Raw genomic sequence first — 13,945 nt, 5'->3', positions numbered from 1 at the left:
TCCTCAGTTGATGTAGCGGCGGTTGATTCGGGCGCCGATCCCGCAGTAAATCTCGTGTTCCAGGGTACCCGCCCAGGCCGCCCATTCGGACACCGTGGGTTCACCCTGGGTGCCCGGTCCAAACAGGATCGCGGTGTCACCCTCGGCAACCGGATCATCGCCAAGATCCACCATAATCTGGTCCATCGAGATACGCCCAGCTACGCGCCGTCTTTTTCCGCCGATCCACACCTCGGCCTTACCCGCGGACGCCCAGGGCAGCCCGTCGGCGTAGCCCACGGCGATCAGCGCCAGGGTCGTGTCGCGCTCCAGCGTGTAGGTGTGGGAGTAGGAGACACCTTCGCCGGCGAAGGCGCGCTTGACCTGCATGACGCGGGCGGTCAGGGTCATCGCGTGGCGCAGACCGATCCCCGCCTCGTCGATGCCGTAGACCCCGGCACCCAGGCGCACCATGTTGTAGAGGGAGGGATCGATCAGACTCACACCGCTGGAGTTGGCCAGGTGGGTAAACTCGGGATCCAGGCCCGCGGCGCGGGCGGTCTGGATGGCCTGCTGAAGGCGATCGGACTGGGCCCGGGTGCGCTCGGCGTCGAGGTCCCCGGCGTGGGACAGGTGCGACCAGATGCCGCGGATGCTCAGGGCTCCCTCGGCCTCAAAACGGGCGGCCTCGGCCACCAGCGTTTCCCATTCGGCCGCGACGGTGCCCCCGCGGTTGAGGCCGGTTTCGACCTCCAGGTGCACGTTCACGCCGGTGTTTTCGGCGGCCACCGCGCGCAGGTTGTCGAGGCCCGAGACGCTGATGTCGATGTCGTTGGTGCGGGCATGCCGGGCGAAGTTGGGAACGTCGTTGAGCCAGGCAAACATCGGGGCTTCCTCGCCCGTCGCGCGCAGCTGCAGCGCCTCGCTCAGCCGGGCGAATCCGAGCAGGTCCGCGCCACCCTCGAGTGCCGCGGTGGCCGAAGCCGGAGCCCCATGCCCGAACGCATCGGCCTTAACCGCGGCCATGATCTTGCCCTGCGGATAGTGCGCCCGGAACGTGCGAATGTTGTGCCGAATCGCCTCCAGATCCACGATCGCCTCGGCCGCAAACACGGTGGGCGGGATAAACGCGGTGGGGTCCGCGACGCCGCCGTTCACTGCGGAACCGGACAACGCTGCTGCGGGGGAATCGTTCACACTCACCCCCTAAGCGTACGGGGCAAACCGGGGTTTGCCCGCATGCGCCGCCCCGGTCGCGGGAGTTACCGGCCGCCGCTGGGGTCCGACGGCGATTCACCCCTCGGGGAATCGCCCCTGGAATCCGTCGCCGGGCGGGGCTAAGCTGGCTGCGATGAGCGGACCGGTGCTGCTGCGGGTCCGGGAAATGGGGACACATATGGGCATCTCGCTCTACTACAGCGCCTCGCGCGCACATCCGATTACCGCGGTGGAGAACGCCGTGATCGAGGAGATTGTGCTCAGGCAAAATGCCGCGTTCCCCTTCGATTACGAGGACATCGATTTCGAGCCGGATACCCCACCGAACCTCTTTTCCGGCTCCACAAAGCTGCCGCTGGACACCCCCGAAACCACCACCGAGGCGCTGGCTCACTGGCTGCGCGCGTTTAGCGAGCTGCGTCGGGCCCTGCCCGAGGCCGACTGGGAGCTGGCGATGGACGACCTCGACATCCCCTGGAATGATATCGACGGCTACACGCTGCCGGGCCTGTTCGACGAAGACTAGGGGCACGCAACAGCCCCCGTCACTCCGTGGTGACGGGGGCTGTGCTGTAGGCGCTAGAGACCGGCGACGATCTCACGCATCAGGTTCGCCGCCTCGGAGGGAGTCTTACCCACCTTGACGCCGGCGGCCTCGAGGGCCTCCTTCTTGGCCTGGGCGGTTCCGGCCGAGCCGGAGACGATGGCACCGGCGTGGCCCATGGTCTTGCCCTCGGGCGCGGTGAATCCGGCGACGTAGCCCACGACGGGCTTGGTCACGTGTGCCTTGATGTAGTCGGCTGCACGCTCCTCGGCGTCTCCACCGATCTCACCGATCATGACGATTGCCTTGGTGTCGGGGTCGGCCTCGAATGCGGCGAGGGCGTCGATGTGGGTGGTGCCGATGATGGGGTCTCCACCGATACCGATGGCGGTCGAGAAGCCGATTTCGCGCAGCTCGTACATCATCTGGTAGGTGAGGGTTCCGGACTTGGACACCAGTCCGATCGGGCCGGTACCGGCGATCGATGCCGGGGTGATGCCAACCAGGGCCTCACCCGGGGTGATGATGCCGGGGCAGTTCGGACCGATGATGCGGGTCTTGTTGCCCTTTTCCTGGGCGTAGGCCCAGACCTCGGCGGAGTCGCCGACCGGGATGCCCTCGGTGATGATGACCAGCAGCGGGATCTCGGCGTCGATGGCCTCGATCGCCGCATCCTTGGCGAATGCCGGGGGCACGAACGCGATGGAGACGTCGGCACCGGTGGTGTCGATGGCCTCGACGACGCTACCGAACACCGGCAGGGTGACGTCCCCGTGGGTGACGGTGGTGCCGGCCTTGCGGGCGTTCACGCCGCCCACGATGTTGGTGCCCGCGGCGAGCATCAGCGCGGTGTGCTTGGAAGCCTCGCCGCCGGTGATGCCCTGGACGATGACCTTGGAGTCCTTGTTTACAAAGATCGACATGTTCGGATCCCTACTACTTCGATGCCAGCTCGGCGGCCTTGGCGGCGCCCTCGTCCATGGAGCCCGCGATGGTGATCAGCGGGTGGTTTGCGGCGGCGAGGATCGCGCGACCCTCGTCCACCTTGTTGCCATCCAGGCGAACAACGAGCGGCTTGGTGGCGGTGTCACCGAGGATTTCCAGGGCCTTGACGATGCCGTTGGCAACCGCGTCACAGGCGGTGATTCCACCGAAGACGTTCACGAAGACCGACTTCACCTGGCTGTCGCCGAGGATCACGTCGAGGCCGTTGGCCATAACCTCGGCCGAGGCTCCACCACCGATGTCGAGGAAGTTGGCGGGCTTGACGCCGCCGAAGTTCTCACCGGCGTAGGCAACCACGTCGAGGGTCGACATCACGAGGCCGGCACCGTTTCCGATGATTCCCACCTCACCGTCGAGCTTGACGTAGTTGAGGTCGGACTCCTTGGCCTTGAGCTCGAGCGGGTCGGTGGTCGCGCTGTCGGCGAGGTCCGCGTGCTCGGGGTGACGGAACTCGGCGTTCTCGTCGATCGAAACCTTACCGTCGAGGGCAACGATGTCGCCGTCCTCGGTGAGGACCAGCGGGTTAACCTCAACCAGGGTGGCGTCCTCGCCCGCGTAGACGTTGTACAGCTTGACGAAGACGTCGGCGACCTTGTCTACCAGGTCCTCGGGGAAGTTTGCGGCAATCGCGATCTCGCGCGCCTTGGCGGCGTCGATGCCGGTGCGCGGGTTGACCTCGATCCGGGCCAGGGCCTCGGGCTTCTCCACGGCGAGCTGCTCGATCTCCATGCCGCCCTCGACGCTGGCGAGCGAGAGGTAGGAGCGGTTGGCGCGGTCCAGCAGAACCGAGAAGTAGAACTCGCGGGCGATCTTGGCGCCCTGCGCGACCATGACGCGCTTGACTTCGTGACCCTTGATGTCCAGGCCGAGGATCGCCTGGGCGGCTTCGAAGGCTTCGTCGGCGTTCTTGGCGACCTTGACGCCACCGGCCTTTCCACGGCCACCAACCTTAACCTGTGCCTTGACCACAACAACGCCACCGATCTTTTCGGCGGCGGCGCGTACGTCTTCGGGGGTGTCCGCGACGATACCGGCAAGGACCGGCACCTCGTATTTCTCGAACAGGTCTCGGGCCTGATACTCGTAAAGATCCACGTGTGGTTCCAATCCGCAATGAGGTTTTGGGAGAAAATTGCGTACCCGACGCCTCGCTTGTAACTCGACGTCAAGATACCCACGTAAGACTCTACCCCCTGCCCCCGGCGCAGGTCACCCGCACACCGTATACACGCCCGAGTTCTGGGTGAACAGACGGTATTGGAGAGGCTACGCCCGTGACTTGAAGTAGCGGAACAGCTGTTTTTCCCGGGTGGTGAACGCACCGGCGATTACCCCGAGCAGTACGGCGGGCACAAAGACCAGGCATATCCTGATCGCCAGACCCCGAAGCGCGGCCGGATCCGGGATCCCGGACAGCCCGGTCAGGACCAGGGTTGCCGTCAGCGCAATCAGAACCGCTACCGCCGCCGGAACCAGGGCCTCCCCCAGCAGGATCAGGGTTTGGGCGCCCGGTGATACCCCACTGTGTCGGGCCGAGGCGAGTTCGAGCCTGCGGATCCGCACCATCACAAACCCGATGACCAGTCCGGCGAGCGCCCCGGCCGGTGCGGCGACGGTGGTGAGCCGACCACCGAAGGCGTCGGCCCCGGGGAAGGTTTGCCCGAGCCGGGAGTTCAGCTGGCTCAGCTGCGGGCGCGTCTGCGAATCCCCCTCCCCCAGCAGGGTCGAACGCAGCTGGGTGGCGACCGCCTCCGTCTGTGGCCACACCTCAATCCAGCACTCATCAAAGGCCTGGCGGTCGGCGGGAACCGGGGAAAGCACCGTGTATCCCAGGCCGGGTTTGCGCCCGTCATCGGGATAGGGGAACACGGCGCGCACCGGAATCTCTCCGACACCGGTAACGATGGTGTCGCCGCCCGCGCGTCCCAGCGCCTCGGCGACCTGGTCCGAGAGGATCACCCCGGCCCCGGGTACGGCGGTGGGTGCGGATCCGGTCTCGGTGATCAACCGGATAAAGCCTTCGCTGGCATCGCGCTGGGGGATCGAGTGACCGGGCAGTGCCGCCGGGTTCACGCCGGCGGGGTTCTCGCGCACGGCACCTGCCTGGTTCACGTTGGGCAGCGCGGAGAGCGCCTCGCAACGGGTCGCATCAATCTGACCGGGGGCCTGGAACATGAGGATCGAAGCTCCGGATCGACGGTAGGAATCCGCATCGTTCAATACCCGGGATACGGTGCTGATCTCGGCCAGGCACAGCCCGATCAGCAGCGTCGCGCACAGCAGCGTGAACAGGAGCGCGCGCGAGGTGCCGGTGCGAATATCCCGCAGAATCTCGCCGATGAGCGCGCCCGGACGCAGGCCACTCCCGCGGGGGTTCGCCGTGATGCGGGCATTCGTTTTCACCGGGTGTTCCTGCTCCGAACGTTCCGAGTGGTTACTGTGCGGGCTCATCCGGGGATACTCAGATCGATCAGGTCGGTGCAGGCGTCGCGCGTCGCGGCATCGTGAGTGGCCACCACCACGATGCCACCGGCCTGAGACAGGACACCGAGGGTCGCATTAACGGTGTCCGCGGTGACCCGATCCAGCTGCGCGGTGGGCTCATCCACCAGAAAGAGTTCGGGGCCCGCGGCCATCCCCCGCGCGAGCATCAGGCGCTGAGCCTCCCCGCCGGAGAGCGCGCCAAAGGGACGACCGGCCACGTCACAAAGACCGAAGCGTTGCAGATATTCTCGGGCGATTTCCTCGGCCTCTCGGCGCGAATACCCCCGGGCGATCAGTGGTAGCACCACGTGATCCAGGGCATCCCGCTTGGCCACCCCGTGCGGGTTTTGAAACACCCAGCCCGTACGCCGCACATCCTCGCGCAGAACGCGGCCGTGGGTGGGCTCCTCCCAGCCCGCCAGGATACTCAGCAGGGTGCTCTTGCCCGATCCCGACGGTCCCGAAAGCGCGTAGACGTGATGGGGCAGAAGTTCCCGCGTCAACCCGCTAAACAGCAGCGCCCCGCCGGGAAAGGCGTGGCCAACGTCCTCCAGTATCACTCGCATGCGCGCGATTGATTCGGGACAAGATCGAGGGCCCTTGGCGGGGTGACACCCTCGGCAAATCGAATGAACGACTGGCCGAGCTGCGAACCGAGCAGGTTCACCCGCAGGGTCTGTCGGCCGGCGGCTACGCAGGCGGTTGCCCCCTCGATGTTGTAGAGCGCCGACGGCGCGGTCACCCAGGCGGTCACCGCTTCGGCCAAAATGTAGCGGGCCCCCAGGGTGCGCGTGGCACCGGCCTCGGCGTTTTGGTCGGCGGGGATCCGCTCTCCGGCGATGATCGCCGCCAGTGCGTCGGGGTCGGTGACCGCACCGGTTTCGGTGTCGATCGGATATCGCTGCCCGTTGACCTCGACCACCCGGGCACCCTCCACGGGATTCTCGGGAAGTGTGCTGAGGCTGACGGTGGCCAGGTTATCGGCCAGCGCGATCAGGATTCGCCCCTCCTCCACCTGCTCACCGATTCCCAGCGGGCAACCGGTGATCCCCGCCGGACCGGGCGAGATCCAGGCAATGTTCGCCTGGGCGATGACCGCCGCATCCGCGGGGGTTACGCCAGCCTTTTTAAGGAGGGCATTCATCGCCCTCAACAGGGTCGAATCCACGCCGCCCCGCTCGGGCACCATAAATCCGAGGCTGCGCAGCTCGGCACGCAGCGCGCTCACGTCGGTGCCGGTATCGCCCTCAACCAGATCCCGCCAGGGCGGTTGCGCGCCGCCGAGGGCGAGCGCCGAGATTCCGTTGATCGAGAACGGCACGCTGCCACGAGCGATCTCGGTGCCTGGTGTGCATGCCAGGGCGGTGACCCGGCCCGCGACGGGGGCACGCAGAGCTCGCTGGGTTCCCCCGGAGATACGCAGTTCGGCGGCCCGGGAATCATCAAAGCTGCGCTCACTCAACACCGACTGGGTCACGGCATCCGCGGGCCGCAGCGCATCCGGAACCGCACTCGCCGTTGCTAGCACGCCGGCGACGGCACCCCCACACACCAGAACGAGTGCCCCGAGAATGGCAGTGGTCGGGCGAAACCATCCCCGCGAGTTGCTGCGTCTACCCGGGCCGTCTGTCTCCAAGCGTCTTCGCCTCAATATTTCACTCCGAGCGGATTGGATTGACATTCGCCCGCCTCGATGTCGGTAGCCGAGAACGGAAAGGAGTTGGCGCTGAAGTCTCGTCCGTAGTCCTTGGCCCCGTATCCGGGATCAACCTTTTTCTTGTCCACGAGACACTTGGCCACAATCGTAAACTCGTCCAGATTGTCTGGGTTCCGTTTCATCTGCCAGTAAAGAAAATCGACCTCCGTACCGGTACTGTCCACACACTCGTTGTAGATTCGTGTTCGTTCGGCTGAAGGTTGCGGCGCGCGCTTCGAGGTCAGGGTGGAGCCACCCGTGGAGTCAAAGGTAATCGTGACGTCGCGGGAGGCGAGACAGGTAATGAGTGGTTCCCGAGATTCGACAAGCTGCTGCTCGGTAATCTTGCCGGTCCCGAGAATCTTTCGTTCGATCTCGCTGGTGGCATTCTCATATCCCGATCGGAACCCGTCTGCCCACGGCCCCGAAAACTCGGGTACGGCAGAGCCGCGCTGTGAGGCTTCCGAGGGATTTCCAGTCGCACATCCCGTCGCACCAAAGATGAGGCACAGCATCAGCAGTCCGCCGCCGAGACGAAGACTTCGGCGTGAGCCCCGGCCCACGTTTCGCGGCAAACCACCAACGCCGATGTTCTTAGGGGTTAGATCCACCAATTCACTCCGGCTCCCTGGGCGTCAACCCAGCACATAATCTGTCGAGAGACCTGCCCGGGCCCAACCTTGGGTGCTAATTTGTCGCCGGAGAGCGTGTAGGAAACGTGTTGGGCCAGTCGACAATCCTGATTGGTTGCACTCCACATCGACCGGGTGAAATTGCATCGAGCTGCCGACTGCCTGGTCTCGGATTGTGCGTGAGCAGGTGCGGCGAGGGCGGGTGCGGCCAGGGCAGGCGCGGGGAGCGCTGTCAGTGCGATCGCGGTTCCGACCAGTGCGGCCGTGAGGGTTTTCATGAGAATCTCCTTTGATTTCTCGGCGACGTTCGCCGTGAGATCAGTGAAGCCGGAAATCGCTCAATATCGCGCAGAAGTCGTCGTAAAAAGCACTTAATTTCGTCGCAAAACGACCGTGCAGGGAGGTTGCCAGGCGATCTTCCCCATCGGCGTTCTCGTAGCTTGCGGCCCATTCCCGAACGCACTAATACTCGACCCCGAGCGGGTTGGTGAGGCACTCGCCCGCGACCATATCGGTGTCGGAAAACGGGAAGTCTCCGTAAAAGTCGCGTTCGTAGTCCTTGGCGCTAAAGCCGCGCTCGACAATTCCCTTGTCAACCAGGTACTTTGCCATGATTGTGGCCTCATCCAGGTTTTCGGGGTTGCGTTTGATCTGCCAGTACAGGAGATCTACCTCGTCATCCACCTGATCGGTGCACTCCTGAAAAATATCGGCCTGCTCGTCGGGAGACAGCTCACCGTTGAGGGAGGTGGTTTCGCCTCCACCGATCTCATCAAACGTGTTGACTACTCCGCGCGCTGCCAGGCACTCGACAAAGGGTTCGCGGGCGGCAACTAGCTCCTGCTCGGTGATGATCTCGTCCGCAAGGATGTCTCGTTCAAGCTGTGACCCCGTATCGTTCCAGGCTGAACGAAACTCCTCCGCCCACGGACCGCTGAAAGCCGGCGCGGATCCCGACAGTCGAGCGCCGCCGGTATCGGGTGTGGTGTGCGCGGCACACCCGAACAGGCCGAGCACACCGGCACCCACGGCAGCCACGGCAGCCAGTTCGAGCAGACTGCTACTCCGATGCATGCGCGCTTCTCCCCCGAAAAACGGCACTCTGCCGTATCTCCCAGTAAAGAGAGATAACAAACGCCCACCTCATGCGAACGTCGCAAAAGGTGGGCGTAGGTGGCGTCCGGCGGACGCGGACCCCGGGGCGCGGGGGCTAGATCTTTTCGATCGGCGCGATCTTGATCAGCAGCTTCTTGGCACCCGCGGCCTCGAACAACACGTGGGCGATGCGCTTGGCACCCTCGCCGGTGACCTGCTGTACGCGGCCCTCGCCGAAGTCGACGTGGCGGATGCGGTCGCCGGGAACCAGCTCAAGCATCGAGTTATCGCGCACCTGGTTGGTGACCTGGTTGGGCCAGGCCTTCTTCTCCGGGCGAGGCAGGGCCGGAGGCTGCTCCGAGCCGCCGCCGTATCCGCCGCGGCCGTTGGAGAACCCGCGGCGACCGGTGGAGTTGAGCGCGCGCGACTGCTGTCCACCCCGCGAGTTGACCATGCCCGGCGACTGCCGCCACTCGATCAGCTCGGCCGGGATCTCCTGCAGGTAGCGCGAGGGCATCGCCACGGCGGTCTCGCCGAACTGCGCGCGGGTCATCGCCAGCGAGAGGAACAGGCGCTTGCGGGCACGGGTGATGCCCACATAGAACAGGCGTCGCTCCTCGGCGGGGCCGCCGGGCTCATTCGCCGACATCTTGTGCGGGAGCAGGTCCTCCTCGATCCCGGTGAGGAACACGCCCTCATACTCCAGGCCCTTGGCTGTGTGCAGGGTCATCAGCGACACGGTGCCGGAGGTGTCGTCCAGGTCGTCGGCCGCGGCCACGAGGGACACCTCGGTGAGGAAGTCGATCAGGGTGCCGTCGGGGTTGTTCTTCTCGAACTCCTTGGTCACCGCCTGGAGCTCCTCGATGTTCTCCGCGCGGGCCTCGTCCTGGGGATCGCGGGAGTTACGCAGGGTTTCCAGCAGGCCGCTGCGGGTGACCAGCAGGGTCAGCACGTCGGCCACCACGCCGGTGTCCGCGAGTTCCGCGGCCTCGTCGAGCAGATCGGAGAGGGCGCGGATCGAACCGGTGACCTTGGGACCGAGTCCCAGGCCCTCAACGTTGCGCATCGCATCGCGGAAGGTGAGGCCGTTGGTCTCGGCAAAGGTCGCCAGCTGGGTTTCGGTGGCCGGACCGATACCGCGCTTGGGGGTGTTCAGAATGCGGCGCAGGGCCAGCTGATCGTCGGGATTGACGACCGACACCAGGTAGCCGAAGGAGTCGCGAATCTCGGCGCGGTCGTAGAACTTCGTGCCGCCCATGACCCGGTAGGGCAGGGCCGAGCGGATGAAGATTTCCTCGAGCGCACGGGTCTGGGCGTTGGTGCGGTAGAAGACCGCCATGTCCGAGTAGGACATGCCCTCGGCATGCAGCTTCTCGATCTCATCGGCCACAAACTGTGCCTCATCGTGACCCGAATAGCCGGTGAACCCGACGATCTTCTCGCCGGCACCATCGGCCGACCACAGCTTCTTATCCTTGCGGTCGAAGTTGTTGGAGATCACCGCGTTGGCGGCCGAGAGGATGTTCTGGGTTGAGCGATAGTTCTGTTCCAGCAGCACCACCTTGGCACCGGGGAAGTCGCGCTCAAACTCGGTGATGTTGCGAAGATCCGCGCCGCGGAAGGCATAAATCGACTGGTCCGAGTCGCCCACCACGGTGAGCGATGCGGGCTCGACGCCGCCGGGACCGGCCCCTAGCAGGTAGTCGTCGGGCTCGGGTTCGGGCGCGCGGGTCAGCTCGCGAATGAGCGAGTACTGCGCGTGGTTGGTGTCCTGATACTCGTCCACCAGGATGTGCCGGAAGCGCTTCTGGTAGGTGGCCGCCACGTGCGGGAACGCCCGGAACAGGTAGACGGTCTGACCGATCAGGTCGTCAAAGTCGAAGGAGTTGGCCCGGGCCAGCTCGAGCGTGTAGCGACGGAACAGCTCGACAAACATTCGCTCGGCGGGATCGTTGAGGCTCGCGTTGCGCGCGTAGGCGTCCACGTCGGTGAGCTCGTTCTTGAGCTTGCTGATCTTGCTGGCGACGTTGCCCGGGGTAAGCCCGAGAACGTCGGCCTGGAGCTCCTTGATCAGGCGCTTAATCAGCACCTTGGTGTCGGAGGAGTCGTAGATGGTGAAGTTCTTTTTGAACCCGAAGTGCTCGGCCTCGCGGCGCAGAATGCGCACACACGCCGAGTGGAAGGTGGAGATCCACATGCCCTCGGCCGCGCCGCCCAGCTGCTCCTCGACGCGCTCGCGCATCTCGGCGGCGGCCTTATTGGTGAAGGTGATCGCCAGGATCTGGCTCGGCCACGCCTCGCGATTGCGGATCAGCCCGGCGATGCGCTGGGTCAGCACCCGGGTCTTCCCCGAGCCGGCACCGGCCACGATCAGCAGCGCCGGACCGCGATAGGTCACGGCCTCCAGCTGCTGCGGGTTCAGGCCGTGCGTGGTGGGGTCCTCCCCCTCGGGCAGGTCCTGTCCGAACTGCATCGAGCGTCCGGTCTGCACCGAACGCCCGGACTGCACCGAGCCCTGGGAACCGCCGGTTTCGAACCCCGGCCCGGTTCCGGGCGGGGCAATACGGACGACCGCGGGCTCGTTGGCGGACGTGGAAGAATCGGAAGGCTGCACCATGGTGCTCCCAGTCTAGGCCGCGCCGCCGACAGCGTGCGGCGGGACACCCGGAGCCGGGATCCGGGTCGCGATTAGCCCTCGCGATGGTGCGCCCAGAACTCGGCACGCGCCTCATAGGCGAGGTCGGGCTGATCGGCAAAGACACCGTCCACGCCGGTTTCCAGGATCTGGCGGTACTCGGTTCGCCAGTCTCCGTGATGGGCGTCGTCCCCGTGACCCCGGTTTTCGGGAATGAGGAAGGCGTTTTCCGGGCGCAGCGTCCAGGTGTAGACCAGCAGGCCCGCGGCGTGGGCGGCGACGACCCGGGCGGATCCCAGCTCATCCAGCAGGAATGACTTGGCCAGGCTCACCCCGTTCACGGCCGGCGCGAAACTCGCCAGTGCCTCGGGGGTCGCATAGGAGGCGTAGGTGCGGGCGTCCTCGCCGAGGGCGGCGACCTCATCGGCCGGCGATCCCTCCTCGTCGATCAGATAGACGAACTTGGCATTGAGGCCGCGCTCACGCAGGTCGGTCAGGGCGGACAGCTCGAAGCTCTCCACGATCAGCGCCCGCTCACCCCAGCCGGTGAGCTGCTGCAGGAACAGGTCGTTCATGGCGAAGCCCTGGCTGGCAAAGTAGGCCGAGTGCTTAATTTCGGCGACCATGCCGAGGGGACGGCCGTGGTTCTGCTCCTCCTCGCCGATCAGCGCGATCAGGTCCGCGAGGCACAGCACCCGGGAGCGGTCGTTAAAAAGCACGCTGTCGTGACGCAGCTCGGGCAGACGTTCGCGGCACTTGAGGGTGGCGATCTGCGCCCAGGTGAGGTCCTCGGTGAACCAGCCCTCGTGGCGGATGCCGTCCACGGTCTTGACCGTTTTGTACTCGGCAAACTCGGGGCGGTCGGCGATATCGGTGGTGTCGGTGATGTTGTTCTCGTGACGCAGAACGAGCACCCCGTCGCGGCTCACCACGAGGTCGGGCTCCACCAGGTCCGCGCCCAGCTCGAACGCCAGCCGGTACGCCTCCTCGCTGTGTTCGGGACGGTATCCACTCGCACCGCGGTGGCCAATGACAACGGGGTTCGGCAGCTCGCTCATGCCCCCAGACTAACCCCGACCGCTACGCCGATGGTGAACACGCGCCCCCGTTTACCATCACTTCATAATTGAACGGGCGCCTCCCAGCGAATTCCGGTAGATTATAGGGGTTACGGGCGCACATACCCCGAACGAAACAGCCACGACACAGCCCACCGCGCCCGATTGAGAAACCGAGAGCAGGACCCCCGCATGGCGAGCAACAACCCCGCATTCAGAAACCCCGCGTTCAACAACGGTGGTGCGCAGGCGCAGGCCGGCACCCAGGCACAGATGAGCGCCGAACAGCTGCAGCACCTGTACAACCAGCCCGTTGGTGCGGTGGATGCCAGCGACCGGATGACCGTTGAGGACACCGTCGTCAAGACCGGTATCTCCTTCGCGATCCTCGTCGTGGGTGCCGTCATCGGCTGGAACATTCCGGTCCTCATGGTTCCGGCCATGATCATCGGTTTCGTCCTGGCCATGGTCAACATCTTCAAGAAGCTGCCCTCCGCCCCGCTGGTTCTGGCCTACGCCGGCGTGCAGGGAATCTTCGTGGGTGCCCTCTCCGGGTTCTTCGAGGCTCAGTGGCCCGGCATCGTGATGCAGGCCCTGATCGCGACCCTCTCGGTGATCGGTGTGACCCTGGCGCTGTTTGCCAGCGGCAAGATCCGCGCCTCCAAGAAGGCCACCAAGATCTTCATGATCGCCATGGTGGGTTACCTGGTTTACTCGCTGGTCAACATGGTTCTGATGATGACCGGCGTCGTCTCCACCGGCTTCGGCCTGAACAGCATGCCGATCGGTAACACCGGCATCCCGATCGGTGCCGTCCTCGGCGTCCTGGTGGTCATCATGGCCGCCTACTCGCTGGTGCTCGACTTCGACTCGATCCAGCGCGGCGTGCAGAACCGTGCCCCCAAGGTGTACGCCTGGGCCGGTGCATTCGGCATCATGGTCACCGTGATCTGGCTGTACACCGAGATCCTGCGTCTGATCGCGATCTTCCGCAGCAACTAGTTTTCACCACAACGCGGCCGTCTCCCCCGGGAGGCGGCCGCTTTTGTGTATAGGAGCGTACCTGAGCGATCTACCAGGGACGCGAGCTACGGCATTGCACCGTCGACCCGCCCTTCACGTCATACCACCAAAGTACGCGGTTGTTGGAGCATGCACCATTCGCCAAGATGTATCCGGTGACAACTGTGACGACCGCTCCTACAATTACACAGGCGGCCGTCCCGACCACGGGTATAGCGCAAACCGCTGCAGTGATTGCGGCAGAGCCGATCGCGCTGCCCAACACGGATTGATCGGTCGAGTTAAAACCAATAGCCATTTGGATTCCACGCGTAAGCACTTCAATCCGAGGTTGAGCCCCGGCCCCCGGTGACGCAGCCCGGGCCTGTAACTCCGACTCGACATCGATCGACCGAGGTAAAGAAAATGATCCTTCGGGAACCGTGTACCGATAGGCTCGGACATTCTGCTGCGCAATGTCTTCCTTAGCGATTCCTGAAGATTCAAGCTCGCGCAGTCCGTTCAAAAAGTACTGTGGATCTGTTAGCTGGCTTCCCCCGGGAAAGATGCTCTCCATCTCAGCCGGAGTAATTATGG

The 13,945-nt window shown here is 64.9% G+C and carries 12 protein-coding genes; 2 read left to right on the top strand and 10 right to left on the bottom strand.

The features are described from left to right. Positions 1-3: 3 nt before the first annotated feature. Positions 4-1,176, bottom strand: a complete 1,173-nt coding sequence (gene alr / locus C7C57_RS02675) for an alanine racemase (protein ID WP_223144779.1) — start codon at positions 1,174-1,176, stop codon at positions 4-6. A 154-nt stretch (positions 1,177-1,330) separates the two neighbouring features. Between alr and C7C57_RS02670 the strand changes: the two genes are divergently transcribed. Then, positions 1,331-1,723, top strand: coding sequence for a hypothetical protein (locus C7C57_RS02670; protein WP_051701672.1), 393 nt, complete (start codon positions 1,331-1,333; stop codon positions 1,721-1,723). Between the two features lie 53 nt (positions 1,724-1,776). On the opposite strand, the gene sucD is transcribed toward C7C57_RS02670, so the two are convergent. From sucD to C7C57_RS02625, 9 genes are all read right to left on the bottom strand, one after another. Next, the gene (gene sucD / locus C7C57_RS02665; RefSeq protein WP_121687453.1) at positions 1,777-2,664 is read right to left on the bottom strand and encodes a succinate--CoA ligase subunit alpha; all 888 of its coding nucleotides are present in this window, start codon (positions 2,662-2,664) and stop codon (positions 1,777-1,779) included. A gap of 13 nt (positions 2,665-2,677) precedes the next feature. Further along, the gene (sucC, locus tag C7C57_RS02660; protein ID WP_187977483.1) at positions 2,678-3,841 is read right to left on the bottom strand and encodes an ADP-forming succinate--CoA ligase subunit beta; all 1,164 of its coding nucleotides are present in this window, start codon (positions 3,839-3,841) and stop codon (positions 2,678-2,680) included. A 171-nt stretch (positions 3,842-4,012) separates the two neighbouring features. After that, entirely contained in the window at positions 4,013-5,197 is a 1,185-nt protein-coding gene (locus C7C57_RS02655; protein ID WP_187977482.1) for a hypothetical protein, read from the bottom strand. Then, positions 5,194-5,796 (bottom strand): ATP-binding cassette domain-containing protein, encoded by a 603-nt coding sequence (locus tag C7C57_RS02650; RefSeq protein ID WP_187977481.1) that lies wholly within the window; start codon positions 5,794-5,796, stop codon positions 5,194-5,196. Before C7C57_RS02650 ends, C7C57_RS02655 begins: the two co-directional genes overlap by 4 nt. Beyond that, positions 5,787-6,758 (bottom strand): hypothetical protein, encoded by a 972-nt coding sequence (locus C7C57_RS02645; protein WP_187977480.1) that lies wholly within the window; start codon positions 6,756-6,758, stop codon positions 5,787-5,789. Before C7C57_RS02645 ends, C7C57_RS02650 begins: the two co-directional genes overlap by 10 nt. Before the next feature lie 119 nt (positions 6,759-6,877). Then, entirely contained in the window at positions 6,878-7,537 is a 660-nt protein-coding gene (locus C7C57_RS02640) for a hypothetical protein (protein ID WP_187977479.1), read from the bottom strand. A 483-nt stretch (positions 7,538-8,020) separates the two neighbouring features. Then, positions 8,021-8,632 carry a hypothetical protein gene (locus tag C7C57_RS02635; protein WP_187977478.1) on the bottom strand — a complete coding sequence of 204 codons (612 nt, stop codon included), beginning with the start codon at positions 8,630-8,632 and terminating at the stop codon, positions 8,021-8,023. A 136-nt stretch (positions 8,633-8,768) separates the two neighbouring features. Then, a complete protein-coding gene (locus C7C57_RS02630; RefSeq protein WP_255505815.1) occupies positions 8,769-11,126 on the bottom strand; it encodes an ATP-dependent helicase in 2,358 nt (785 codons plus the stop codon). A 215-nt stretch (positions 11,127-11,341) separates the two neighbouring features. Beyond that, positions 11,342-12,346: a glycerophosphodiester phosphodiesterase family protein gene (locus C7C57_RS02625; RefSeq protein ID WP_187977476.1), complete on the bottom strand. Its 1,005-nt coding sequence runs from the start codon at positions 12,344-12,346 to the stop codon at positions 11,342-11,344. Positions 12,347-12,538: 192 nt separating this feature from the next. Here C7C57_RS02625 and C7C57_RS02620 point away from each other — a divergent pair, with 192 nt between their 5' ends. Continuing rightward, positions 12,539-13,348 (top strand): Bax inhibitor-1/YccA family protein, encoded by an 810-nt coding sequence (locus tag C7C57_RS02620; RefSeq protein WP_187977475.1) that lies wholly within the window; start codon positions 12,539-12,541, stop codon positions 13,346-13,348. The last annotated feature ends 597 nt before the right edge of the window (positions 13,349-13,945 follow it).

Source organism: Mycetocola sp. JXN-3, from assembly GCF_014522285.1.
Lineage (GTDB): Bacteria > Actinomycetota > Actinomycetes > Actinomycetales > Microbacteriaceae > Mycetocola > Mycetocola saprophilus.
This window is presented reverse-complemented; position numbering and strand designations above follow the sequence as displayed.

What these genes read in the sequence shown, in the direction of transcription:
- C7C57_RS02650 (WP_187977481.1), bottom strand. Translation starts at nt 5,796, where the DNA reads ATGCGAGTGATACTGGAGGACGTTGGCCACGCCTTTCCCGGCGGGGCG.
- C7C57_RS02625 (WP_187977476.1), bottom strand. Translation starts at nt 12,346, where the DNA reads ATGAGCGAGCTGCCGAACCCCGTTGTCATTGGCCACCGCGGTGCGAGT.
- C7C57_RS02635 (WP_187977478.1), bottom strand. Translation starts at nt 8,632, where the DNA reads ATGCATCGGAGTAGCAGTCTGCTCGAACTGGCTGCCGTGGCTGCCGTG.
- C7C57_RS02630 (WP_255505815.1), bottom strand. Translation starts at nt 11,126, where the DNA reads ATGCAGTTCGGACAGGACCTGCCCGAGGGGGAGGACCCCACCACGCAC.
- C7C57_RS02655 (WP_187977482.1), bottom strand. Translation starts at nt 5,197, where the DNA reads ATGAGCCCGCACAGTAACCACTCGGAACGTTCGGAGCAGGAACACCCG.
- C7C57_RS02670 (WP_051701672.1), top strand. Translation starts at nt 1,331, where the DNA reads ATGAGCGGACCGGTGCTGCTGCGGGTCCGGGAAATGGGGACACATATG.
- C7C57_RS02620 (WP_187977475.1), top strand. Translation starts at nt 12,539, where the DNA reads ATGGCGAGCAACAACCCCGCATTCAGAAACCCCGCGTTCAACAACGGT.
- sucD (WP_121687453.1), bottom strand. Translation starts at nt 2,664, where the DNA reads ATGTCGATCTTTGTAAACAAGGACTCCAAGGTCATCGTCCAGGGCATC.